This is a genomic window from Mesorhizobium sp. M2A.F.Ca.ET.043.02.1.1 (assembly GCF_003952405.1).
GTDB lineage: Bacteria > Pseudomonadota > Alphaproteobacteria > Rhizobiales > Rhizobiaceae > Mesorhizobium.
Map to the genome: position 1 here is coordinate 965,111 of NZ_CP034445.1, position 23,209 is coordinate 988,319.

23 protein-coding genes are annotated in these 23,209 nt (G+C 64.4%); 13 read left to right on the plus strand and 10 right to left on the minus strand.

Going from position 1 to position 23,209, the window contains the following annotated elements; genetic code table 11:
- Positions 1–7: 7 nt before the first annotated feature.
- The 7 genes from EJ068_RS04535 to EJ068_RS04565 all read right to left on the minus strand — a co-directional run bounded on the left by EJ068_RS04535 (position 8) and on the right by EJ068_RS04565 (position 7,967).
- Complete coding sequence (locus tag EJ068_RS04535) at positions 8–511, minus strand: gluconokinase (RefSeq protein ID WP_127253678.1); 504 nt, start codon at positions 509–511, stop codon at positions 8–10.
- A gap of 35 nt (positions 512–546) precedes the next feature.
- Complete coding sequence (locus EJ068_RS04540) at positions 547–1,533, minus strand: ABC transporter permease (protein ID WP_126081921.1); 987 nt, start codon at positions 1,531–1,533, stop codon at positions 547–549.
- Positions 1,530–2,510 (minus strand): ABC transporter permease, encoded by a 981-nt coding sequence (locus EJ068_RS04545; protein WP_126060006.1) that lies wholly within the window; start codon positions 2,508–2,510, stop codon positions 1,530–1,532. Before EJ068_RS04545 ends, EJ068_RS04540 begins: the two co-directional genes overlap by 4 nt.
- Entirely contained in the window at positions 2,507–4,051 is a 1,545-nt protein-coding gene (locus tag EJ068_RS04550; protein WP_127252312.1) for a sugar ABC transporter ATP-binding protein, read from the minus strand. The genes EJ068_RS04545 and EJ068_RS04550 overlap by 4 nt, the downstream gene beginning before the upstream one ends.
- Positions 4,052–4,126: 75 nt before the next feature.
- Entirely contained in the window at positions 4,127–5,251 is a 1,125-nt protein-coding gene (locus EJ068_RS04555) for a sugar ABC transporter substrate-binding protein (RefSeq protein WP_126081918.1), read from the minus strand.
- A 294-nt stretch (positions 5,252–5,545) separates the two neighbouring features.
- On the minus strand, positions 5,546–6,574 hold the full coding sequence (locus EJ068_RS04560) for a LacI family DNA-binding transcriptional regulator (RefSeq protein WP_126081917.1): 1,029 nt from the start codon (positions 6,572–6,574) through the stop codon (positions 5,546–5,548).
- A 166-nt stretch (positions 6,575–6,740) separates the two neighbouring features.
- Positions 6,741–7,967: an MFS transporter gene (locus EJ068_RS04565; RefSeq protein WP_129554482.1), complete on the minus strand. Its 1,227-nt coding sequence runs from the start codon at positions 7,965–7,967 to the stop codon at positions 6,741–6,743.
- Between the two features lie 247 nt (positions 7,968–8,214).
- Here EJ068_RS04565 and EJ068_RS04570 point away from each other — a divergent pair, with 247 nt between their 5' ends.
- Entirely contained in the window at positions 8,215–8,508 is a 294-nt protein-coding gene (locus tag EJ068_RS04570) for a DUF3175 domain-containing protein (protein WP_126081915.1), read from the plus strand.
- Between the two features lie 22 nt (positions 8,509–8,530).
- Here EJ068_RS04570 and EJ068_RS04575 read toward each other — a convergent pair whose 3' ends face one another.
- A complete protein-coding gene (locus EJ068_RS04575; RefSeq protein WP_245463336.1) occupies positions 8,531–9,271 on the minus strand; it encodes a FadR/GntR family transcriptional regulator in 741 nt (246 codons plus the stop codon).
- 137 nt (positions 9,272–9,408) lie between these two features.
- On the minus strand, positions 9,409–10,305 hold the full coding sequence (locus EJ068_RS04580) for an NAD(P)-dependent oxidoreductase (RefSeq protein ID WP_126081913.1): 897 nt from the start codon (positions 10,303–10,305) through the stop codon (positions 9,409–9,411).
- On the opposite strand from EJ068_RS04580, the gene EJ068_RS04585 reads away from it, so the two are divergent.
- Positions 10,289–11,392 (plus strand): NAD(P)-dependent oxidoreductase, encoded by a 1,104-nt coding sequence (locus EJ068_RS04585; protein WP_281059013.1) that lies wholly within the window; start codon positions 10,289–10,291, stop codon positions 11,390–11,392. The genes EJ068_RS04580 and EJ068_RS04585 overlap by 17 nt on opposite strands.
- A 71-nt stretch (positions 11,393–11,463) precedes the next feature.
- On the opposite strand, the gene EJ068_RS04590 is transcribed toward EJ068_RS04585, so the two are convergent.
- Positions 11,464–12,453 (minus strand): sugar-binding protein, encoded by a 990-nt coding sequence (locus EJ068_RS04590; protein ID WP_127252308.1) that lies wholly within the window; start codon positions 12,451–12,453, stop codon positions 11,464–11,466.
- A gap of 450 nt (positions 12,454–12,903) precedes the next feature.
- Between EJ068_RS04590 and EJ068_RS04595 the strand changes: the two genes are divergently transcribed.
- From EJ068_RS04595 to EJ068_RS04650, 11 genes are all read left to right on the plus strand, one after another.
- A complete protein-coding gene (locus tag EJ068_RS04595; RefSeq protein ID WP_042637228.1) occupies positions 12,904–13,647 on the plus strand; it encodes an ATP-binding cassette domain-containing protein in 744 nt (247 codons plus the stop codon).
- A 65-nt stretch (positions 13,648–13,712) separates the two neighbouring features.
- On the plus strand, positions 13,713–14,711 hold the full coding sequence (locus EJ068_RS04600; RefSeq protein ID WP_042637227.1) for an ABC transporter permease: 999 nt from the start codon (positions 13,713–13,715) through the stop codon (positions 14,709–14,711).
- A gap of 145 nt (positions 14,712–14,856) precedes the next feature.
- On the plus strand, positions 14,857–15,684 hold the full coding sequence (locus tag EJ068_RS04605; protein WP_127252306.1) for an AraC family transcriptional regulator: 828 nt from the start codon (positions 14,857–14,859) through the stop codon (positions 15,682–15,684).
- A 105-nt stretch (positions 15,685–15,789) separates the two neighbouring features.
- The gene (locus EJ068_RS04610; RefSeq protein WP_127252304.1) at positions 15,790–16,233 is read left to right on the plus strand and encodes an SRPBCC family protein; all 444 of its coding nucleotides are present in this window, start codon (positions 15,790–15,792) and stop codon (positions 16,231–16,233) included.
- 15 nt (positions 16,234–16,248) lie between these two features.
- A complete protein-coding gene (locus EJ068_RS04615) occupies positions 16,249–17,043 on the plus strand; it encodes an FAD binding domain-containing protein (protein ID WP_127252303.1) in 795 nt (264 codons plus the stop codon).
- A 56-nt stretch (positions 17,044–17,099) separates the two neighbouring features.
- The gene (locus EJ068_RS04620) at positions 17,100–17,582 is read left to right on the plus strand and encodes a (2Fe-2S)-binding protein (RefSeq protein WP_127386524.1); all 483 of its coding nucleotides are present in this window, start codon (positions 17,100–17,102) and stop codon (positions 17,580–17,582) included.
- Between the two features lie 11 nt (positions 17,583–17,593).
- The gene (locus EJ068_RS33605; RefSeq protein ID WP_127253018.1) at positions 17,594–18,961 is read left to right on the plus strand and encodes a xanthine dehydrogenase family protein molybdopterin-binding subunit; all 1,368 of its coding nucleotides are present in this window, start codon (positions 17,594–17,596) and stop codon (positions 18,959–18,961) included.
- A 1-nt stretch (position 18,962) separates the two neighbouring features.
- Positions 18,963–19,967: a molybdopterin cofactor-binding domain-containing protein gene (locus EJ068_RS33610; RefSeq protein WP_126081905.1), complete on the plus strand. Its 1,005-nt coding sequence runs from the start codon at positions 18,963–18,965 to the stop codon at positions 19,965–19,967.
- Between the two features lie 7 nt (positions 19,968–19,974).
- Positions 19,975–20,856, plus strand: a complete 882-nt coding sequence (locus EJ068_RS04635) for a MoxR family ATPase (protein WP_127253019.1) — start codon at positions 19,975–19,977, stop codon at positions 20,854–20,856.
- A gap of 226 nt (positions 20,857–21,082) precedes the next feature.
- Positions 21,083–22,219 (plus strand): VWA domain-containing protein, encoded by a 1,137-nt coding sequence (locus tag EJ068_RS04645; protein ID WP_127253021.1) that lies wholly within the window; start codon positions 21,083–21,085, stop codon positions 22,217–22,219.
- The gene (locus EJ068_RS04650) at positions 22,219–23,106 is read left to right on the plus strand and encodes an amidohydrolase (protein WP_189342026.1); all 888 of its coding nucleotides are present in this window, start codon (positions 22,219–22,221) and stop codon (positions 23,104–23,106) included. Before EJ068_RS04645 ends, EJ068_RS04650 begins: the two co-directional genes overlap by 1 nt.
- Positions 23,107–23,209: the final 103 nt, after the last annotated feature.

Below are 23,209 nucleotides of genomic sequence, written 5' to 3' on the forward strand. Positions count from 1 at the left end.
AACTGTTCTAACCAGCAATCTCTTTCAAGATATCGCCAACACTTCGCGTTCCGTCGGCCGTCACCGCCCGCTCGTCCGCGGCAGGCTCTTCCAGCGTGGCGAACTGGCTGTCGACCAGGCTTGCGGGCATGAAATGGCCCTTGCGATTGGCGACCCGTCGCCAGGCGGTCTCGCGATCGATCTTGAGGTAAAGGAAGACGACCTCCGGACAAAAGCGGCTCAGCCTGTCGCGATACGTCCGCTTCAGCGCCGAGCACGCCGCCACCGCATTCCGCCCTTCGGCAACGGAACTCGCGATGCGCGCGCCGATGGCGTCGAGCCAGCCCTCGCGCAGCGCATCCGTCAGCGGCTCGCCGCGCGCCATGCGCGCCACATTCTCCGGCGGATGCAGCCGGTCGCCTTCGATGAAGTCGGCGCCAAGAGCCCCGGCAAGCGCTTCGCCGACGGCCGTCTTGCCGCAACCGGCAACGCCCATCACGACGATGGCCGGCACCGTCCGAAGATCGGTCATGCGAAGCTGCGGTCTTGCGCTTGCCTCATCCACGGTCAGCGGCTTGCCGGCGCGCGCCCGTAGAGCAGAAGCATGGCGACGATGACGACGCCATAGATGATCTGCCGCCCCGCCTCGGGCATCTGCATAACCGAGAGGATGGATTGCAGGAGCGTGATCAGGATCACGCCCGCAACCGTGCCCAGATAGGAGCCGCGCCCGCCGAGGATCGACGTGCCGCCCAGCACGACGGCGGCGATCGACGGCAGCAGATAGGCGTCGCCCATCGACTGCGCCGCCTTTGAAGCATAGCCGGCCAGAAGCACGCCGCCAAAAGCCGATAGGCCGCCGGAGACGGCGAAGGCGATCAGCACGATACGGCGCGTGTCGATGCCGGAAAGATAGGCGGCGCGCTCGCGATTGCCGATGCCGTAGACGGCGCGGCCGAAGCTGGTGCGGGTCAGCACGAAGACCATCGCGGCGCCGATCAGCGCCCAGATGATGACGGCGTTGGGAACGCCCGGGATGGTGAAACCGGTTGCCAGATAGCGCATCGCCGCCGTCGCCGAATCCTGTGGCGAGAAACCGCCCGTATAGACAACCATCAGCCCTTGCGCCACGGCATTGGTGGCCAAGGTGATGATCATCGAGGGAATGCGCAGATAGGCGACGCCGATGCCGTTGACGAGGCCGATCGCGACCCCGCACAGGACCCCGAAAGGAATGGCCAACGCGACGCCGAGCGATCCGTAGGCGGCGGCCGCGCAGGCCATCATCGCGCCTGTGGCCACGGACCACGGCACGGACAGATCGATCTGGCCGAGCAGGATGACCAGCATCATGCCGGTGGCGATGACACCGAGGAAGGACGCGACCTTCAACTGTTGCAGCAGATATTCCGGCGAAAGGAAGCTGCGCGAATAGAGGCTGCCGAGCAGGAGCAGGATCACAATGCAGGCGAAGGAGGTGACAACAGCCGGATCGGCGCGTCGCAGAAATTTGGGCATGCGGCCGGCGATGCCGCCGATGGTCGTTTCGCTCACAGGAACCACTCCAGCCGGTTGCGCACCCGAAACAGCGCGAAAGCGCCGAGGCTGACCGCGATCAACAGGATAACGCCCTGGAACAGCGGCTGCCAGAGCGGATCGAAGTCGAAGACGAACAAGAGGTCGCCGATGGTGCGGAAGGCGAGCGCGCCGAAGATCGCGCCGATGGCGCTGCCCTTGCCGCCGAACAGCGAAACGCCACCGAGCACGACGGCGGCGATCGAGAACAGCGTGTAGGCGTTGCCGCTCGCATAGGCCGCCTCGCCCGTATAGGTGAAGAAGGTCAGGAACAGGCCGCCGATGGCCGCAAGCAGGCCGGCAAGCGTGTATGCCAGGAACTTGCCCCTGCGGATCGGCACGCCCGACATGTAAGCCGCCGTCTCCGATGAACCGGCCGCATAAGCGGCGCGCCCGAATTCGGAGCGGCTGAACGGCACCCAGACGACGAGCACGATGACCAGCAGCGCCACGAGGCTCGCCGGCACGACGCCGAAGAAACGCCCGGTCAGGAAATCCGCAAGGTCCTCGTTGACCGAACCGCCGGGAACCGGTCGCAAAAGCAGCGCCAGGCCGAAAAAGACGGCGCCCGTGGCTATGGTGGCGACGATCGGCTGCAGCCGACCGTAGATGACGATCGCGCCGTTGACGGCGCCGCAGATGAGCCCGGTGCCGAGCACCGCCAGCACGCCAAACGCCGTCTCCAGGCCGGTGCCGATCACCAGCCACGAAGCCATGCAGTTGGTGAGCGTGAAGATCATGCCGACCGACAGGTCGATGCCTGCGGTGATCACCACCAATGTCTGAGCCATGGCGACGAAGGCCAGCAGCACGCCCTTGTTGGCCGCCGTCTGCACGACATTGGCGGTGAAGCCGGCCGGATGGTTGCCGCTGTAGATGGCGAACATGACGATGAAGATGCCGAATGCCAGCAGCGTTCCGCGCTGCTCGGCCAGCCAGTAACGCCAGTCCTTCACGCGCCCACTCCCTGCCTCGGCCCGGCACCTTCGCCATGGATGTTGAGCGCGCTGGCGATCAGCGCGTGCTCGGTGATCTCGGCGCCGACCAGCTCGCGCTTGACCGCGCCGTCATAGAGCACCAGCACGCGGTCGCAGCAGCCGATCAGCTCGTCATAGTCGGTCGAATAGAACAGAATCGCGGCGCCCGCGTCGGCCAGCTTGCGCATCAGCTGGTAGAGCTCCTGCTTGGTGCCGACATCGATGCCGCGCGTCGGATCGTTGAGCAGGATGATGCGCGGTTGCCGCATCAGCCATTTGGCGATCACCACCTTCTGCTGGTTGCCGCCGGAGAGCGCGCCGACAGGGATGTCGAGGCCAGCCGTCTTGATGGCCAAGAGCCCGACCATGTCGTCGATCAGCCGCTGCTCGGCGACGCGATCGATGATGCCGCCTTTCGACAGCCTGTCGAGCGCCGCGAAGGACAGGTTCTCGCGCACCGTCATCGGCAGCATCAGCCCTTCGGTCTTGCGATCCTCGGGGATCAGCGCCATGCCGATGCGGCCGTGGCTGGCCGCGGTCGGGCTGGCGATCGTAACGGGCTTGCCGTCGATCAGGATCTCACCCGAAAGGCCACGCAGCACGCCGAAAAAGGCAAGCAGCAATTCGCGCTGCCCCTGTCCATCGAGACCGCCGAGACCCACGACTTCCCCTGCCCTGACGCTCAACGAGATATTGTCCAGCCGGTCGGCCCAGGAGAGGCTGCGCGCTTCGAGAACCGTCGTCGCGGCCGCAGTTGGACCGGGTTTCGGCGGGAAGATATGGCTGTATTCGCGGCCGATCATCAGCTCGACCACTTCATTGTCGCTCTTCGAGCCGGCGGGGTAGCTGGCGACGTTGCGGCCGTTGCGGAACACCGTGCAGTGGTCGGCGAGCTCGGCGATCTCGTTCATGCGGTGCGAGATATAGAGCAGCGCCAGTCCTTCCGAGCGCAGCCGCTTCAGCACTTCGAACACCTTGGCTACATCGGCCGCCGTCAGCGCCGAGGTCGCCTCGTCGAGGATCAAGATGCGCGGTTTCCGGGCCAGCGCCTTGGCGATCTCCACCATCTGCCGGCGCGACAGCGGCAGATCCTTGACCAGGGCACAGGGATGGATGTCGGAAGCTCCGGCGCGTGCCAGCGCTTCCTCCGCGATGCGCCGCTGCGCCTTGCGGTCGATCATGCCGAAGCGTTTCGGCGGATCGAAAATGACGATGTTGTCGGCGACGCTCAATTCTGGGATGAGCGACAGTTCCTGGAAGATGCAGACGATGCCGGCCTGATTGGCTGCTGCCGGCGAGGCGAAGCTCACTTCGCGGCCATCGAGCGTCATCGTGCCTTCGTCGGGCGCCACGACGCCGGCCATGACCTTGATCAGCGTCGATTTGCCGGCGCCGTTCTCGCCCAGAATGGCGTGGATGCCGCCGGCAGTGACCGTCAGGTCGGCCTTTTCAAGGGCCCGCACGCCGCCATAACGCTTGGAGATGCCTTCCATGCGGAAGAGCGGAGCCGCGCCGTCCATCAGCCCTCCCTGGCCGTTTCGAGTTGAGAACAGGAGGACGGTGCCGCGAGCTCGCCGCGGCACCGTCCGGTCAGACTATTTGTTTTCCTTGGTCTGGCCCATGATTTCCTGCGCGGTGAAATTGATGCCGCAGGTCGGGAAGGAATTGCCGACGAAGAAATTGTCGGACTGGTCCGGGAAGTAGTCCTGGCCGGCCTTGAAGTTCGGGTCCTCCACGATAGCCAAAGGCAACTTGACCGATTGCGGCACGACATTGCCTTCGAGCGCCGAGATCGCGGTCTTGATGGCAACCGCCACCTGTGCGGGGCCGGTGCCGGCGGACGAGCATTTCAGTCCATCGGCAGCGTGCGCGGCGCAGAATTTGCGGAAGCCGTTTTCCGTCTCGCCGCCGAAGGGCACGAAGGGATGCTTGGCGTCGATCATCGCCTGCACGATGCCGGTGTCGCCGCCTTGCCCGGTGACGCCGTCGAACGGCCCGCTGGTGGCGATGGCATCGGCCGTGGCCTTTTGCGCCACGCCGTCATCCCACTTGCCGACGACCTCGGTGACGTCCCACTTCTTGCCCGACCCATCGAGCACCTCGTGGATGCCGTTGTGGCGATCGGTGTCGACCGAGGTGCCGGCAACGCCGCGCACTTCGAGCACCTTGCCGCCATTCGGCACATGCGCGACCAGCCATTTGCCCCAGAGCTCGCCCAGGCCCTTCTGGTCGACATTGACGTTGATGGCATCCTTGGTGTCGAGGATGTTGTCGAAGGCAACGAGCACGACGCCGGCTTCCTTGGCACGCTTGATGACTGGCCCGAAGGCGGTCGGATTCTGTGCGTTGACGACGATCGCGTCGAAGCCGGAATCGATGAAGTTGTTGATCGCCGAAATCTGCGCCGGCACATCCTCGCCGGTCGACACGACCTTGAATTCCTTGAGCTTCTTGGCGACATCCGGCTGCGCCGCATAGGCCTTGGCCGTCTGGATCATCTGGATGCGCCAGGTGTTGGCGATGTAGCCGTTGGCAAGCGCGATGCGGTAAGGACCGTCTTTTTTCGGAAATTTGAAAAACTGCGTGTCGGCCGCCCATGGCGCAAAGCAGTCCGGCTCTGCCGCGGGTCCCTTGACCACTTCAGGTCCGGCGATCGCCGACGAACCCAGCATGACGAATGCAGTGGCGGCAATGACGCCGCCAACGAGTGACTTGATCATCGATATTCCTCCCAGTTGCAGTTCTGCTTGTGATGAATCCTGGCGCTCACGGTCGGCACCCTCCGCCCACCAAACACGCCCACAGGGACGACCCACGTCGCCCTGATCCTCCTCTCCCCCTCAGTGTTCCTGGCAATTTAGAAAACTATCATATTATACATAATAAACAAGCAAGGACTGTTGCTTATGTATAATAAACAGCCTCCAATCCCGCCAAATGTCGATTTTACAGACAAATGGTAGCGCTACCATGATTGGCTGTAAAGCGATGCCTTCAACATTTTTCCAGGCTCTTCAACGCGCGGTGCTCTCGCGCCGCATGAGCTCGAAACCGAGATCGACGATCCGCTGTTGCGGCCGGTTTCCGGCGATCGCCGCAAGCGCCATGGCGACGGATCGTGTGCCGATTTCATAGCGGTGCGTGCGCACGCTGGTGATCGAGGGAAACGAAACCTGCATCATGTCGAGATCATTGAAGCCGACAATGCCGATCTGTTTTGGCACGTCGATAGAAGCCCGACGGCATTCGAACAGAACGCCGAGCGCGATATCGTCATTGTTGCAGAACACGCCGTCCAGCGTCGGCATCTTGGCCAGTGCGTCACGGAACAGCTCGCGCCCGAGGCTCACGCTTGACGGCACCGGCGTCGTGGTGACCAGCCGCGGATCGAACAGCCCGGCAGCCTCCATGGCGGCGCGGTAGCCGGCAAGGCGCCGCTGCGAACGCGGATCCATCCTGGCGCCGATGAAGCCGATCTTGCGATAGCCGGCCTGCAGAAGGTGCTCGGTGGCCGTCCTGCCGCCGTCGAGATGCGAGAAGCCGACCATCATGTCGACCGGGTCCGGCCCGGTCTCCATCACCTGCACCACAGGGCAGCCGGCATTCTCCAGCAGTCGTCGCGCGCCGGGGGTCTGGTCGATGCCGGCCACGATCAGCGCCGCCGGACGTTGCGATCCGAAGACCTGCAGCAGCCGCTCTTCCTCCAGGCCGGAATAATGCGTGTTGCCGATCTGGATGCGGAACGGGCTGTCGGAGAGACTGTCATAGATGCCGCGCACGACTTCGGCGAAGACGTTGTTGGTGAGCGAAGGCACCAGTACGCCGAACACCTCGGCGCGCGCCGAGGCAAGCGCGCGCGCGTTCGGGTCGGGCACGTAGCCGAGTTCGTCGACCGCTGCCTGTATCTGCCGGCGAAGGTCCTCCGACACCCGTCCGGGCTCGCGCAGCGCGCGCGACACCGTGATCGCGCCGACACCCGCCTTGCGCGCGACATCGGCAATGGTCGGACGGCCGCCGCCGCGGCGGGAGCGCGGCTTGCTCAAGGGCAAGCCCCGTGCGGCAAATCCCGCCCGCTGCGCGCCCGCAATGCCATTGACCCTGGTGTCGCCATCTCGCAGGCCCGTACCGCGTTCATTTGGCTTGGCGTCGCGCAGCCGCGATTTGTTGTCAAGCCGAGGCGTCTTCCAGGAAAAGCGCCGGCAGGAGCCGTCAGGCCACGACGATGACGCTGCGTCTTGCCTTCCAGAACACCAGAAGCATCACCAGGATATTGAGCAGGTTCCAGGCAATCCCGTTCAGGAAGGCGGCCGAATAGGAACCGGTGAGGTCATAGATCCAACCCGATATCCAGCCACCGATGGCCATGCCGAAAATGGTCGCCATGATGACGATGCCCACGCGTTGGCCAGCCTCCTTGGCGGGCATGTATTCCCGCACGATGATCGCGTAGCAAGGCACGATGCCGCCTTGCGACAAACCGAACACCAGCGAGACGATGTAGAGCGAGGCGAGCCCGTCGAAGGGAATGTAAAAGAACAGCGACAGGCATTGCAGAACCGAACCGATCAGCAAGGTCCTCACCCCGCCGATCCGATCGGCGACGAAGCCGGAAGCGAGGCGGCTGACGACGCCGGCGGCCATCATGATCGAGAGCATGTCGGCGCCATGCGCGACGCCATAGCCGAGGTCCAGGCAATAGGCGACGATATGCACCTGCGGCATCGACATCGCCACGCAGCAGCCGAGACCAGCTATCACCAGCAGCATCTGAAGTGCAGCCGGCGACAATGCGATCGGCTGGACCAGGCGCGTGCCTGGCGAGCCTGCGACGACCACCGGAGCACGCCGGCGCAACATCAGAACCAGCGGCACCATCGTCGCCAGGCACGCGATGCCGATCGCCAGATAGGTGAAGCGCCAGCCCTCCGCCCGCATCAGCGGCGGTATGATCGCCGGCCAGACCGTTCCGGCGAGATAGCTGCCGGACGCAGCCGCAGCCACCGCAACGCCGCGCCGGCGATTGAACCAGTGCGAGATGTCGGCGATCAGCGGTCCGAAAATCGCCGATGTCCCCAACCCGATCAACAAGCCTTGGGCGAAGGTGAACTGCAGGATTGAACCGGAGAGCGACGCCAGCAGGAAGCCGGCAGCCAGCGCCGTTGAGGAAACAAGCGCCGGGATCCAGTAACCGACACGATCGATGGCGCGCCCGACCAGCACATTGCCGGCAGCGAAGCCAACCATGGTCGCGGTGTAAGGCATCGACGCCGCCGCGCGATCGACGCCAAACTCGGCCTGGACCGCCGGCAGAACGACGACCACCGCCCACATGCCGACACCCCCAATGGTCGCCAGCAATACGGAAATGGCCAGCCTCGTCCAGGCATAAGCACTGTCTATGCCCGGGGGCGCTGCATTGCTGGAGATCGTCGTCAAGGCGTTCCTGTCCGCTGTTCTCGAAGTCGGCGGTTCGCCTCCACTATCGGCGCATTTGCCGGGCCGAGCAGCGCCACGACCGGCCAATCCGTGGCACCAGAACCGGGAACCCCTCTCATTTCCTGGAGTTTTGCCTCAGCAATTCCAGGAAAAGTGTCTAACGGTTTTCCGTCCGGAATTGCTGGAAACAAAGAGATGGAGCGGTTCAGTGGCAAACCGGTGAACCGCTCTGGCAAGGAGTTTCGCCATGACCGCAAAGAAGAAATGGTCAGCCGACGTGACCGAGCACAGCGATGCGCTGGATCTCGAGGAGCACGTCTTTGAATCCGACGACGCCAGGAAGATCGCCGCCTCGCTGAAGCGCTCGGCCGAGCACAGCGACCGCCGCAAGGCGGAGCCGTTCCAATCCGCCATGTCGATGTTGAATTTCTACATCAACCGCGCCGGCAAGAACCTGCCTGATGAGCGCAAGAAGGTGCTGGAAAAGGCGAAGGATGAGTTGCGCGTCGCCTTCGGCCGCGAGAAGCAGGATCAGCATTAAATCTGCCAGGTCGGGGCAGACCCTAACGCGATTGGATCACTTCGTCGGTGTTGGCCAACAACTTGCGGACCGCGTTGCGCGCCGCGTCCGGTCTCTTCAGGCGGATATTCCTCTCAATCGCCTCATGCAGCTTCTGGACATGCTGCAGATCGTCCAACTCGCGCGTCGTGTATGCGAAAAGATGGTCGAAGGCGGATTCGATCAGCACGCCCAGCGGCACCAGGAGGTCGTTGCCCGAGGCCCTGAGGATTGCGAGATGGAAGCGCGTGTCGGCGCGGGTTCGCTCCTGCAGGTTGGTGGCCTCGCCCATCTCGCGGCAGGCCTGGCTGATCTCGGCCATCTGCTCGTCAGTGCGCCGCATCGCCGCGAAGGCCGTCGCCTCCGGCTCTATGATGTGGCGGAATTCCTGCACTGTCCTCAGGAACACCTCGCGATCCGGCGACGTCGCGTACCAAGCGAGCACGTCGCGGTCGAGAAGGTTCCAGCGTTCCTTCGGCTCGACCCAACTGCCGATCTTGGGTCGCGACGCCAGGAGGCTCTTCGCCATCAGCATCTTGATCGCCTCGCGCACCGCCGAGCGGCTGACGTCGAAGGTCTCCGACCATTTCGCTTCATTGGGCAGGATGGTGCCCGGCGGATAATCGCCGCGCACGATGCGAAGCCCGATCTCGCTGGCCAGAGAGGTGTGCACGCTGGCGCCGGGGATGCGTGGCGCGTCGGCCCGGCGGAAGCCGGCTGGACGCTCCGCGGCGGCCGTCTTCATCGGCTTTTTTTCGTTGTTCGGCTTCGCGTCCCGCATAGGTCCAGAAAATCCCGTTTTCAGGGGCTGTCAAGCACGGCAGGCCCGCCTAGCTACAACCTGCTGAGATGTGCACAGATCAACCGGCATTTGGCCTCGCCTCAGGCGGTTTTGACGTATTTGCGCCAGCTGTGCTCAGGCCGGAAGCCGAGCACGTCGCGCGCCTTCCGGTTGGATAGCAGCGTCTCATATTCGCCGAGTTCAGCGTTGACCGGCACGCCTGGATAAAAGCGCTTCAACAATTCCGCCGTCGGCAGGTCCGACGAGGTATCGTCATTGGCCGCGTTGAACACCTGGTAGCCCAGGCCGTCCTTCTCGATGGCGCGCAGGGTGATCTGGCCGAGGTCGCGCGCGTCGATGTAGCTCCAGGCGATGCGCTTGCGGAAGCCGGGATCGGCGAACCATTTCGGGAAGAGCGAATATTCATGCGGCTCGATGACGTTGCCGATGCGCAGCGCATAGATGTCGGCGCCGCTGCGCAGCGCGAAAGCTCGCGCCGTCTTCTCGTTGACGATCTTCGACAGCGCGTAGGAGTCCATCGGGTCGACGTCATAGTCCTCGTCGAGCGGAAAATGCGTGGGATTGCGCGGCTCGTTGGCAAAGACCAGCCCGTAGGTGGTCTCCGAAGAGGCGATGACGACCTTGCGGATGCCGAGCTTCACCGCCGCTTCGATGACGTTGTAGGTGCCCATCGCGTTGATGCGGAACACCTCGTTGTCCGGCGTGATCATGATGCGCGGGATCGCCGCGAAATGCACCACGGCGTCGACTGGTTGGGCTCGCAGCGACGGATCGAATTCGTGCAGGCCCATATAGCTCGACAGCGCGTTGAAGACCTGCCCGCTGTCGGTGATGTCGGTAATAAGCGTGCGCACCTTCGGATTGTCGAGCGGCCTGGTGTCGATATTGAGCACCTGGCAGCCATGTTCGACTAGATACTGAACGACATGCCGGCCGGCCTTGCCGCTGCCGCCGGTGAACATGATCCGCTTCGTCATTTTGCTCTCCACAAGGCTCAGTAATTATGTGTATTGTCAGACAATAAGGTATTCCGCAATCGCTTGCCAACCGCGATCCGCGGAAACCTTCTCGACAAACGCCCGCCGCGCGGGCGCCCATCACCACGAAAGACAGGGAAGAGACGACATGAGCACCACCGCTGCCCGCGAGAATATCGGTTTCATCGGCCTAGGCCTGATGGGGCACGGCATCGCTAAGAACATCGTCGACAAGGGCTATCCGCTGACCTTCCTTGGCCGCAAGAACCGCAAGCCCGCGGAAGACCTTTTGGGACGCGGCGCCAGGGAAGTGGCCACCTCCAAGGAGGTGGCGGCGGCTTCCGACATCGTCTTCATCTGCGTCACCGGCTCGCGCGAGGTGGAGGCGATCATCCGCGGCCCCGGCGGGCTGAAGGAAGGCCTGAAGCAAGGCTCGGTGGTCGTCGACTGCTCGACCTCCGACCCGGTCTCAACCGTGGCGCTCGCCGCCGAGCTCAAGGCGCTCGGCGTCGATTATGTCGATGCGCCGCTCAGCCGCACACCGAAGGAGGCCTGGGAAGGCACGCTCGACGCCATGGTCGGCGCGCCGGACGCGGTGTTCGCCAGGCTGAAGCCGGTGATCGAGACCTGGGCCGGCCGCATCGTCCATATCGGCGACACCGGCGACGGCCATCGCATGAAGCTGCTCAACAACTTCGTCTCGCTGGGCTATGCGGCGATCTATTCCGAGGCCCTGGCGCTGGCGCAGAAGGTCGGCATCTCGCCAGCGCGCTTCGACAGCGTCATCCGCAACGGCCGCATGGATTGCGGCTTCTACCAGACCTTCATGCGCTGGACCTTGGAGGGCGACCGCGACGCGCACAAGTTCACCATCGCCAACGCCTTCAAGGACCTGACCTATCTGGAATCGATGGCTGGCGCGGCCGGCATCGCCAACCCGCTCGGCAACGCAACCAAGAATTCCTTTGCGACGGCGCATGCCGCCGGCCCCGCCGAACAATATGTACCGATGCTCGCCACCCATATCGGCAAGCTCAACGGCGTCGACCTGATGCCTTCGAGGGACGGCGTGAAGCAGAAGATCTAAGAGCAATTCCAGGAAAAGTGCGGGGGCGCCTTGTGGGCGCCCCCTCGTTTTTTCGACGGTTTCGATGCAGCCTACTTCTGGATACAGGTGTCGGCCGTTTCCTTGGTGCATTCGTCGAGGCCGGTGAAGACCGGATCGTCGACCTTCTTGCCGCCGATGAGGTCGAGCATCACGGAAGGCGCCTTGTAGCCCATTTCGAACGGCCGCTGGCCGACCAGCGCGGTGACGAGACCTTCCTTGGCGATCGCCACCTCGTCGCCGATCGTGTCGGCGGCGCCGATGACGAACTCGTTCTTGGCGATCTTGTCGGCCATCGGCTTGAACAGGTCGCGATAGGGCTGCGGAGCGCCGAACAGCGGCCAGCCGCCCATGATGCCGAAGGCGTCGAGCTTCGGATTGGCGGCGAGGATGTCGGTCATCGCCTGCACGCCCTTGGCGCCGTCGTCGTTGGTGAACACCGGGCAGCCGGGGGCTTCGGTCCAGCCGCCTTCGCCGGCAAGTGCCGCCAGGCCTTCCTTGCCGGTCAGCGCGTCGCGCATGCCTTGCGCGCGGCGCAGGATGTTGTCGGCCGCCGGGTTGCCCTCGATGGTGCAGACCGTGCCGCCATTCGGCTTGGCCTTCTTGATGTACTCGCCGATCTTCTTGCCCATAAGGTAGTTGTCGGTGCCGAGATAGGTCTTGCGAAGGGCGGCGTCTTCCTTGGCAAGGTCGGCGTCGACCGTCATGATCGGGATCGACGGATTGGCGCTCTTGATCGTCTGCGCAATCAGCGGCGCGTTGGACGGCGAGATCGCCATCGCGACCGTGTCGGGCTTGCTCAGCATGTCCTGCACGATCTGCGCTTCACCCGCCTCGTCCGAGGTCGATGCCGGGCCGGTATAGAAGCATTCATATTCCGAGCTGGCGTTTTCCTTGTTCCATTTCTCGCAGCCTTGATGGATGGCTTCGAAGAACGGGTTGTCGAGACCTTTCACGACGATGACGAGCTGTTTCTTGGCCAAAGCCGGCCCGGCGCCCAACGCCAAGGCGGCGACGGCGGCAAGCAAAAGTGTTTTCCTCATATCAGTCCTCCCTTGAAACAGACGGACACCGCGTGCCCGCCACACCGATCAGACCGGATGTACAGAACGATGCCGAGCATCTTCCCAATGCTCGTGTTCCGGGCCGGACTGATAAGCATTTGCCGATCCGTTTGCCCCAATACTGGCGCAGCCGAATCCTTGATCGTCAAGCCATTTGCCCCGTTCAGCCCTATGCGCGCTCGATGGGCAAATTATTCCTCCGAGGCTAGCTAATATCGGCTTTTCGCCAACGGTCAATTCCTATTTGTCCTACAAAACCGATTTTTTGTCGAGTCTCGAAATTAATCGTCAGACAATTGATTGACGGCTTTGCCGGCTTTTGCCTAAATGCACGTATCGCGCCGTTCGTGAGGAGATGGACGGGCGGAACGCAAGCGCTGCTGGCAAGCCGGCAAACTGCTGCGTCAACAATGGGGAGGCTTAAGGCTGGTGTCGGTTCTCGAACTCGCCAACATCTCGAAACATTTCGGCGCCATCCAGGCGGTCAACGACGTCTCGTTCTCGCTGGAGGCCGGCGAGGTCGTCGGCCTGATGGGCGACAACGGCGCCGGCAAGTCGACGCTGGTCAAGATGATCGCCGGCAATTTCCGCCCAAGCCACGGCACCATGCATCTGGAGGGCAAGGAGATTGTCATGCACAAGCCGGCGGAGGCCCGCCAGCACGGCATCGAGATCGTCCACCAGGACCTTGCGCTGTGCAACAATCTGACGGCCGCGGCAAACGTCTATCTCGGCCGCGAGCTGCGCCGCGGCATCGGCCCCTTCCGCATCCTCGACTATGCGGCGATGTACAGGCGCGCCGGCCAGCTCTTTGCCGAGCTGAAATCCGAGACGCGGCCGCGCGACTTGGTCAAGCAGATGTCGGGCGGCCAGCGCCAGGCGGTGGCGATCGCCCGCACCATGCTGTCGCAGGCCAAGATCGTGCTGATGGATGAGCCGACGGCGGCGATCTCGGTCCGGCAGGTGGCCGAGGTGCTGAACCTCATCCGCCATCTGCGCGACCAGGGCATCGCGGTTGTGCTGATCAGCCACCGCATGCCAGACGTGTTCGACGTCGCCGACCGCGTCATCGTCATGCGGCGCGGCCGCAAGGTGGCCGACAAGAAGATCGCTTCGAGCTCGCCCGAGGAAGTCACCGGGCTGATCACCGGCGCCATCGAACAGGTGGCATGACTCACGGATTTGAACGGGTGGCGTGACGCACGGTGTTCCGCGTCCCACCCCAGGAAAGGTCGACAATGGCAGTCACCCTTGACCAGACGATCGCGCAGAAGCAGCACACCTTCCTGTCGCGGCTCCTCGCCAACCAGACATTCTGGGTGGTGATCGCGGTCATTCTCGCCTGCCTGTTCCTGTCCTTTGCGACCGATTCCTTCGCCACCTCGAAGAACCTCTTCAACATCACCCGCAACGTCACCTTCGTCGCCATCGTCGCGCTGGGCATGACTTTCGTCATCATCACCGGCGGCATCGACCTGTCGGTCGGCTCGGTGCTTTGCCTGTGCTCCATGGTGCTCGCCGTCACCATGCATGCCGGCTATTCGATCGAGATCGGCATCCTGGCCACGATCGTCACCGCGCTCGCCATCGGCGCCTTCAACGGCGTGCTCATCGCCTATGTCGGCTTTCCGCCTTTCGTGGTGACGCTCGGCATGCTCTCGGTGGCGCGCAGCCTTGCCATGGTCGCTTCCAACAACACCGTGGTCTTCCAGTTCGGGCCGGACCACCAGAAGCTCCTGGCGTTGGGCGGCGGCGCCTGGGTCTTCGGCATCGCCAATCCGGTTCTCTACATGATCATCCTGGCGCTGATCACCGGCTTCATCCTGCGCTGGACCAAGTTCGGCCGGCACATCTTCGCCATCGGCGGCAATGAGCACGCGGCGACGCTGACAGGCGTTCCGGTCAAGCAGATCAAGGTCGCCGTCTACATGATCTCGGCTCTGTCCGCCGGGCTCGCCGGCATCATCCAGACCGGCTGGCTGGGTGCGGTCACCACCAATCTCGGCACCGGCATGGAGTTGCAGGTCATCGCCGCCACCGTCATCGGCGGCGCCAATCTTGCCGGCGGCGTCGGCACCGCGCTCGGCGCCATCGTCGGTGCTGCCTTGATCGAGGTGATCCGCAACAGCCTTGGCCTGCTTGGCATCAACGCTTTCTGGCAAGGCACCTTCATCGGCGGCGCGATCATCCTGGCGGTGCTGTTCGACCGTATCCGCAATTTCAGGCGCAGCGATTAGCTCCTATCGCCCAGTCTGAAAATCGGTCCGGACGGGCGATGCGAGGCGGCCATCATTCCCGCCCGCCTTGACGCGACCGCACCCCGGCCGCACTATCCTCCGGCAGGCGAAGGGAGGCCAGTCGCCTGCGGGAGGAACGATACCCATGACGGACGCGATCAGGCTCTATTGGGGCCGGTTCGGGCATGTTTCCGTGCTGAATGTCGCCAACGACTTCGTCACCCATGCCCATGGCGAGGCACATCTCATCATCTGGCTGGAAGGCACGGCAGGCGAAATGACCATCGGCCGGGAAACGGTGCGGCTTGGACCGTGCACGGCAGCCGGCATCAACTCGTTCCAGCCGCACAGCCACGCGCTGTCGCATGACGGCAGGCCAGGCCTGTTCCTGGCTTTTTACATCGACCCGGACTGGGCGCGCCGGCGCCGCGACCTGCCCTCATCGGCGCCGCTGTTCACGCAGGCCGCAATCGCGCTGGAGCCTTGGCTGCACCAGGCGGCGGCCAACCTGCTCGATCACCTGACCGACAATGAGAGCATCGACGACGTCGCCAATTACGAGATCGAGCGTTTCATCGACTCAGTGCTCGACGCAGCGGATGCCTCGGCGCCGCAGATGGCCCGCGCACGCATCAACACGATGCTCGACTTCCGTGTCCGCAAGGCGATCCAGCTGATGAAGGCCAATGTCTGCGAGCGCATCTCCTTCGACGATGTCGCCCGTTCGGTCGGGCTCTCCCGGCCGCATTTCTTTGCGCTCTTCAAGGAACAGACCAACCTGACCCCGAACGTCTACTGGAACACGCTGCGCATGGAGGAAGCCGTGCGCCAGTTGCAGTGGTCGCAGGAACCGCTGATCTCCGTCGCCTGCAATCTCGGCTTCACCACCCAGGGCAATTTCTCACGCTTCTTCCGCGACCATGTCGGCGTGCCGCCGACGCTCTATCGTGAAGCCGCTCGGGCGACGGCCTGAGGCGCCTGTTTTTCCGACTGGTTGATAGGCACTCAAGACGCATTGATAAGCACAAGCTGACCGACGGCCTTAGCCTTCGCTCGATCTTTGCAGGGGAACGAGTCTATGGCGAAAGTCACCATTTCAAGCGTCATCGACGCGCCGGTCGAGCAGGTCTGGGAGCGCATCCGCGACTTCAACGGTTTGCCCAGTTGGCATCCGCGCATGGTGGAAAGCCTCATCGAGGACGGCAAGGACGCCACCACGATCGGCTGTGTGCGCAATTTCAAACTGGTCAGCGGCGCGACCCTGCGTGAAAAACTGCTCGACTTCTCCGACGACAACTTCCTTGTCAGCTATTCCATCCTCGAAACGCCGCAGCCGCTCACCAATCACAAGGCGACGCTGCAATTGCGGCGCGTCACCGACGGCAACCGCACCTATGCGGAATGGACGGCGAGCTTCGACGCAGCGCCGGAGGACGCCGACAAGCTGGCCGAGGGCATGGGCGCCAACGTCTTCCAGGGCGGCTTCAACGCCCTGAAGGCCCATTTTGCCGGCAACAGTTGAACCGGGGAGCGCGCCATGTCGCTTGCGCTGCAGACTTTTTCGAGCGTGAAAGGCGCCAACACCGCGTTGCAGGCCCCCGGCACGCGCTATCTCGGCGGCGGTACGCTTGTCGTCCGCGCGGCCAATGAAGGCGACGTGTCCACATCCAGCCTGGTCCGCGTCACCGATCCTGGCTTCTCGCAAATCGCTGTTGCCGGCGGCAAGGTCAGGCTCGGCGCCTCCGTCACCATGGCGGCGATTGCCAGCCATCCCGAGCTTGCCGCGCTCGCGCCGGCCGCGCGTGCCGTCGGCGGGCCGGCGATCCGCAACATGGCGACCGTCGGCGGCAATCTGTTCGCCCCTGCCCCTTACGGCGATTTCGCCGTGGCGCTGCTGGCGCTGGACGCGACCGTCGTCACTGAGGACGGCGAGACGCCGATCGAGATCTTCCTGGCCGGCCGCGATACCAGCCGCGCCATCGTCACCGCTGTCGGCTTTGCATTGCCCGCGGCGGAGAGCTTCCGCTTCCTGAAAGTGTCGCGCGTCAAGCCCAAGGGTGTGTCGGTGCTGAGCATCGCCGCGCTTCTGGAACTTGCGGCCGCCGGCACGGTGGTCTCGGCGCGGATCGCGCTGGGCTGCATGGCCGATCGCCCAATCCGCGCCACGGCGGCGGAGAAGGCGCTGCTCGGCTGCAAGCTCACGCCGCGGGAAATCGCGCCGGCGCTTGCCGCCGCGGGCGAAGGCATCGCGCCGATCACCGACCCGATCGCCAGTGCCTGGTATCGCGCCGAGGTCCTGCCGGTCCATCTCGGCCGGCTGTTGTCGAATTAATCCGTGGGGGACGCGCGTCTGTTCGGTTCATCCGGGCAGGCGCGCAGGGAGGAAAAATGGCGAAAGTCCCGGTTCAATTCACGCTGAACGGCTCCGAAAAGGCCGAATTCATCGAGAGCGGCACGACGCTCCTCAACGCGCTCAGGGACAAGATCGGCGACACCTCGCCTAAGGGCGGCTGTCATCAGGGCACCTGCGGCGCCTGCTCCGTCATCATCGACGGCGAGCTGAGGCTATCCTGCCTGACGCTGGCCGAGACTTGCAACGGCGCAGACATCAAGACGACGGCCGGCCTTGCCGAGGGTGGCGTGCTGCATCCGCTGCAGCGCGCCTTCCTCGATGCCTTCGCCACGCAATGCGGTTTCTGCACGCCGGGCATGATCATGGCGGCAAAAGTGCTTCTCGACCGCACGCCGAACCCCAGCCGCGACGACGTGGTCGAGGCGCTGTCCGGCAACATCTGCCGCTGCACCGGCTACGAGCCGATCATCCAGGCGGTGCTGGTAGCCGCCCGCGCCAACTCGCAAAATGCCGCCTGAGGGAACGAGCCATGGAACTGCGCAAGGATTATTTCGCCGACGTTCGCAAGGACGGTCTCAACGAGATCGGCCAGCCGCGGCCACGGCTCGATTCGCCCGGACACGTCACCGGCAAGACTGCCTATTTCGCCGACCGGACCTTCCCGGGCATGCTGCATCTGAAGATGGTGCGCAGCCCGCATCACCATGCCCGCATCCGCTCGATCGATACGTCGGAAGCGGAGAAGCATCCGGGCGTCGTGCGCGTGCTGACCGCCAGGGACGTGCCGCACAATGTCTACACCATCCTGATCCTGATCCAGGTGGGTCCCGAGGACGAGACAGTGCTTGCCGACGGCAAGGTGCGCTGGAAGGGCGAGGCCGTGGTGGCAGTGCTGGCCGAGACCGAGCGCGCGGCGCAGGAAGCCGCCGCCAAGGTCAAGGTCGACTACGAGGTGCTCCCGGCGGTCTTCGACATGGAGGAGGCGTTGAAGCCCGGCGCCCCCTTGGTCAACGAGTATCACGGCCAGAACTATTATCTCTATGACAGCGGCGAATGCCGCAAGGTGCGCTTCGGCGATGTCGAAGCGGGCTTTGCCCAGGCCGACCACATCCTCGAACAGTCCTATCAGTCCTCGCCGATCGAGCACGCGCCGACCGAGACGACGGGCTGCGTTGTGGCGCCCGAAGGCAATGACCGCTTCACCTGCTACACCAACACGCAGGCGATGTTCTTCACCCTCGATAACGCCTCGATCATCCTGCAGATGCCGGGCTCGAAGCTGCATTTCGTCGGCGGAACGGTCGGCGGCGGCTTCGGCGGCAAGGTCGATGTCATCGTCGAGCCGATCGCCATTCTCGGCGCCAAGCTCACCGGACGCCCGGTTTCCTTCGTCTACAGCCGCGAGGAGGAGATGCAGATCTCCTCGCCGCGCGCGGCCGAGAAAGTCGTCATCAAGGACGGTGTGATGAAGGACGGCCGTATCGTCGCGCGCAAGGTGACCGGCTACACCGACGCCGGCGCCTATTCGCGCCACTCGCCCTACGGCGCGCAGAAGGGCGCCGCGCACTATCCCGGGCCCTATACGATCCCGAATGTCTGGATCGACACCTATTGCGTCTACACCAACCGCACCCCCTCCTCCGCCATGCGCGGCTTCGGCGTCACCATCGGCGACTTCGCGCTGGAAGTGCAGATGGACAAGCTGGCGCGGCTGATCGGCATGGACCCGCTCGAATTCCGCTTCATCAACGCCTATCGCGACGGCGACATGAAGGCGCATCGCCAGCCGACCGAGGGTGCGGCGCTGATCGAATGCATGCAGGAAGCCGCGCGCGCCGCCAACTGGCCGGTGGCGGAGAAATACATGGCGATGTCCTCCTACAGGAAGGGAGCCTGAGATGGCGATCCGGCGTGGACGCGGCGTCGCCGCGATCAACTATCCGACCGGCATGAACCTCGGCGGCGACCCGACCCAGGCGCTGGTCCATTCGACGCCGACCGGCAATTTCATGGTCACGCTCTCCAGCGTCGATCTCGGCCAGGGCATGAAGCAGATCATGGCGCAGATCTGCGCCGAGACGATCGGCGTGCCGACCGACCGCGTTGTCGTCGACACCGCCGACACCGACACCGGCCCGCACTGCATGGGTACCTTCGCCTCGCGCGGCACGCACCGCGCCGGCAACGCCGTCATCCAGGCAGCCAAGGAAGCCCGCCAGGTGATGCTGGAAGTCGCGGCCGAAGAACTCGAGGTGAACGCCTCTGACCTCGATACCGACGGCCAGGGCAACATCCAGGTGAAGGGTGCGCCGCAGAAATCGATCTCGATCTTCGATGTCGCGCTGTCGGCGCATTTCAAGCGCGGCCGCTCGATCTCGGGCCGCGGCATGTTCCTGATCCCGCGCTCCTATCCGGAGAAGGAGACCGGCGCGATGAAGCCGTCGACCTGCTATGCCCATGCCTGCACCGTGGCCGAGGTCGAGGTCGACGACGAGACCGGCGAAGTGACGGTCCTCACCGTGAAAAATGTCTTCGAGATCGGCCGCGCGCTCAACCCGAAGATGGTCGAGCAGCAGCTGGTCGGCGGCTCCTGGATGGGCATCAGCCATGCGCTCTACGAGACGACCGAGCCTTATTATCCGAACCGCGACCATGGCGGCACCGACTTCAACCAGTATCTGATGCCGGGGCCGGGCGACCTCGCCGAGACAGAGATTATCGTGCTGGAGCGACCTTCCGCCGACGGACCGTTCGGCGCCAAGGGTCCAGGCGAGATGTGCGCCAACCCGCAGATCCCGGCCGTCGCCAACGCCGTCTTCGACGCTGTCGGCGTGCGCATCGACACGCTGCCGATCACGCCCGAACGCATCCTGCGCGCGCTGAAGGCGCGGGCCGCGAGCTGAGGGGACAATGCCCAGCGCCGACGTCGTTGAGATCGCGGCTTCGCCGGAGGCGATCGCCGCGCGCCTTGCCGCCTCGCGCTATCTGGCCGACGACAGCCTCGCCACCGCTATCTTCCTGGCGGTCCGGCTCGGCAAGCCGCTACTGCTCGAAGGCGCGCCGGGCGTCGGCAAGACCGAGGCCGCTAAGGCGGTCGCCGAATTGCTCGGCCGCAAACTGGTGCGGCTGCAATGCTATGAAGGCATCGACGCCGGGCATGCGCTTTACGAATGGAACTATCAGCGCCAGCTGCTCGCCATCCGCCATGCCGGCGAGCACGAGATCGACATCTATGACGACCGTTTCCTGATCGCCCGGCCGCTGCTGCAGGTGCTGCGCGCGCCGGTCGAGCGTGTATTGCTTGTCGACGAGATCGACCGCTCGGACCACGAGTTCGAAGCACTGCTTCTGGAATTCCTCTCCGACTTTCAGATCAGCATCCCCGAGCGCGGCACCATCCGCGCCGCAACGCAGCCGATCGTCATCCTGACTTCGAACCGCACCCGCGAGCTGGCCGAGGCGCTGCGCCGGCGCTGCGTCTACCACTGGATCGGCTATCCCGACGCCCGGCGCGAGGCCGAGATCATCATGCTGCGCTCGGGCGACGTTGCCGAGGCGACGGCGCGCGCAGTGGCGAATGCCGTGCAGGAAATCCGCGCTCGCCCGCTGGCCAAGCCGCCGGGCATCGCTGAAGCGGTCGAATGGGCGAATGCCGCGACCATCCTCGAAAAGGGCGGCAGCCCGTGGCCGGAGGCTTTCCGTCGGGCCATCGGCGTGCTGATCAAGGACGAGGAGGATTTGTCGGCGATCGCGCCGGAACTGGGGAGGATTGTCGAGGAGGCGCTGGCGTGATGGGCAATCGCAACGCGCTAGCGCTGTCTTCCGGGGCCAATGAGCCGCGCTGGCGGGACAGCGCCCCCCTCTGTCCTGCCGGACATCTCCCCCACAAGGGGGGAGATCGGACGGCACGCCGGCTTTCGCTAGTTTCCAACGTCGCAGGATCGAGCGGCGCGCCCAAGCTGCCAATCTCCCCCCTTGTGGGGGAGATGTCCGGCAGGACAGAAGGGGGCGCGAAGGAATGAGGCGTCCGCAAAACCTGCGCCCTGCCGCCGCGCCTTTCCTCGGCTTCGCCCGCCTGCTGCGCCGCCACGCCTTCCCCATCGCCCCCGAACAAACCACCAGCTTCATGCAAGCGGTTACCCTGCTCGGCCCCCGCTCGATGAACGATATCCGCGAGGCAGCCCTTGCGACACTCGCGCCCTCGCCCGATCGCCGCGGCGAATTCGAGGCGCATTTCCGCAGCTATTTCTACGGCGACGCCAAGCCTTCGATCGAAGGCGAGGAGGACGACGAGACCCGCGTCAAGGACGATCGCGGCGCGCGCGAGGAAGAAAGACAAACCATTCGCCGGGAAAAAGGCGGCGAGCTGTCCTCGGCGCTCGAGCAGCTGAGCAGCCGCGATTTCCAGCGCGACGACGATGGCCTCGGCCCGTTCCGCCGCAAGCTCGTATCCGCCCTGCCCGCGCGCCGCTCCTTCCGCACGATCCGCACCCGCTCGCGCGGCACGCTCGACCTCAGGCGTTCGCTCAGCGAAATCGTCAGCGCCGATGGCGACATACCCTCGCCGCTGCTGCGCCGCCGGCAGGCCGTGCCGCGCAAACTGCTCCTGCTCATCGATGTCTCCGGCTCGATGAAGCTGCACACGGCCGATTACCTCAAGCTCGCGCACGCCGCCGTGCAGGGCGCGGACCGCGCCGAAGTCTTCACCATTGGCACGCGGCTCACCCGTATCACCTCGGCGCTGCGCATCCGCGACCGCGGGCAGGCGCTCGCCCGCGCCGCGGCGCTTGTCGACGATTGGGACGGCGGCACTCGCATGGGCCCGACGCTGCTCGCTTTCCTGTCGGTGCCGCGCTTTTCCGCCTTCGCGCGCGGCGCCTGCGTCGTCGTGCTGTCCGATGGGCTGGAACGCGGCAGCCATGCCGAACTGGAGATCGCCATGCGCCGCTTCAGCGCCCGCGCCTTCCGCCTGTCGCTGGCGACTCCGCTCGCCGGCGACCCGCGCTTTCGCCCGGCGACATCGGCGCTGCGGGCAATCCTGCCGGTGCTCGATGATCTGGTCGACGGCTCGTCGCTCGGGAGTCTCACCGATTTCATCCTGTCGCTCGCCCGCCCCGCCTCGGCGGCCGAGACCATCTGGAAAAGGGTATCGTGATGCAGAAAGCCGTCGACGCGCATTTTCACATCTGGCGCCAAAAGGACCAGCCCTGGCTGGTCGGCCCGATGGTGCCGCGCATCTTCGGCCCCTACGAGCCGATCCGCCGCGATTACGCGATCACGGAGTTCCTCGAGGACCAGAAAGGCTCGGGCGTCGAGAAGGCAGTCTATGTCCAGACCAACTGGGCCAAGGAGGATTTCGAGAAGGAAGTCGCCTTCCTGCAGAAGACGGCGCAAGAAACCGGTTGGCCACACGCCATCGTCGGCTATGCCGATATGACGGTCGATGACGTGCGCCCGCAGATCGACCGATTGATGAAATACAAGCTGCTGCGCGGCGTGCGCATGCAGCTGCACTGGCACGAGACTCCCGCCTTCCGCTTCGCCGCCTCGGCCTATCAGGTGATCGACCCGAAAGTGCGGAAGAACGTGGCGCGGCTGAAGAATTACGGCCTCTCCTTCGACCTGCAGCTTTTTCCCGCGCAGATGAAGGATGGCCTGGCATTGGTCGGCGAGAACCCTGAGACGAATTTCATCCTCACCCATGCCGGCATGCTGACCGGCATGGAGCCGGAAACCACCGAAGCGTGGAAGGCCGGCCTGCGCACGCTTTCGGCGGCGCCCAATTTCTACGCCAAGCTGTCGGGGCTTGGCACCTTCGTTCACCGCAACGACCCAGAGCTTATCGCCTATATCGTCGACAACGCGATCGAGATTCTCGGCAGCGACCGGCTGATGTTCGGCTCGAACTTCCCGATCGAGAAGCTCTGGACCAGCCATGCCGAGCTGATCAAGGCGCACCGCGCTGCGGTGACGCAGCATGGCCCCAAGGCCGAGGCGGACATCTTCTGGAATACGGCCGAGAAGGTGTACCGCCCGGTGTAGCGCGGCTCCCCCTTCTCCCCTTGTGGAGAAGGTGGATCGGCGCGCAGCGCCGAGACGGATGAGGGGTGTTCCAGCGGAGTGAGGCGCTGGTGTTCCCTGGAAC

Bases quoted from the DNA above. Each gene is read 5' to 3' on its own strand.
- EJ068_RS04535 (WP_127253678.1), bottom strand. From the start codon at position 511: ATGACCGATCTTCGGACGGTGCCGGCCATCGTCGTGATGGGCGTTGCC.
- EJ068_RS04550 (WP_127252312.1), bottom strand. From the start codon at position 4,051: ATGGACGGCGCGGCTCCGCTCTTCCGCATGGAAGGCATCTCCAAGCGT.
- EJ068_RS04555 (WP_126081918.1), bottom strand. From the start codon at position 5,251: ATGATCAAGTCACTCGTTGGCGGCGTCATTGCCGCCACTGCATTCGTC.
- EJ068_RS04570 (WP_126081915.1), top strand. From the start codon at position 8,215: ATGACCGCAAAGAAGAAATGGTCAGCCGACGTGACCGAGCACAGCGAT.
- EJ068_RS04575 (WP_245463336.1), bottom strand. From the start codon at position 9,271: ATGAAGACGGCCGCCGCGGAGCGTCCAGCCGGCTTCCGCCGGGCCGAC.
- EJ068_RS04585 (WP_281059013.1), top strand. From the start codon at position 10,289: ATGATCCGCTTCGTCATTTTGCTCTCCACAAGGCTCAGTAATTATGTG.
- EJ068_RS04580 (WP_126081913.1), bottom strand. From the start codon at position 10,305: ATGACGAAGCGGATCATGTTCACCGGCGGCAGCGGCAAGGCCGGCCGG.
- EJ068_RS04590 (WP_127252308.1), bottom strand. From the start codon at position 12,453: ATGAGGAAAACACTTTTGCTTGCCGCCGTCGCCGCCTTGGCGTTGGGC.
- EJ068_RS04600 (WP_042637227.1), top strand. From the start codon at position 13,713: ATGGCAGTCACCCTTGACCAGACGATCGCGCAGAAGCAGCACACCTTC.
- EJ068_RS04605 (WP_127252306.1), top strand. From the start codon at position 14,857: ATGACGGACGCGATCAGGCTCTATTGGGGCCGGTTCGGGCATGTTTCC.
- EJ068_RS04610 (WP_127252304.1), top strand. From the start codon at position 15,790: ATGGCGAAAGTCACCATTTCAAGCGTCATCGACGCGCCGGTCGAGCAG.
- EJ068_RS04615 (WP_127252303.1), top strand. From the start codon at position 16,249: ATGTCGCTTGCGCTGCAGACTTTTTCGAGCGTGAAAGGCGCCAACACC.
- EJ068_RS04620 (WP_127386524.1), top strand. From the start codon at position 17,100: ATGGCGAAAGTCCCGGTTCAATTCACGCTGAACGGCTCCGAAAAGGCC.
- EJ068_RS33605 (WP_127253018.1), top strand. From the start codon at position 17,594: ATGGAACTGCGCAAGGATTATTTCGCCGACGTTCGCAAGGACGGTCTC.
- EJ068_RS33610 (WP_126081905.1), top strand. From the start codon at position 18,963: ATGGCGATCCGGCGTGGACGCGGCGTCGCCGCGATCAACTATCCGACC.
- EJ068_RS04635 (WP_127253019.1), top strand. From the start codon at position 19,975: ATGCCCAGCGCCGACGTCGTTGAGATCGCGGCTTCGCCGGAGGCGATC.
- EJ068_RS04645 (WP_127253021.1), top strand. From the start codon at position 21,083: ATGAGGCGTCCGCAAAACCTGCGCCCTGCCGCCGCGCCTTTCCTCGGC.
- EJ068_RS04650 (WP_189342026.1), top strand. From the start codon at position 22,219: ATGCAGAAAGCCGTCGACGCGCATTTTCACATCTGGCGCCAAAAGGAC.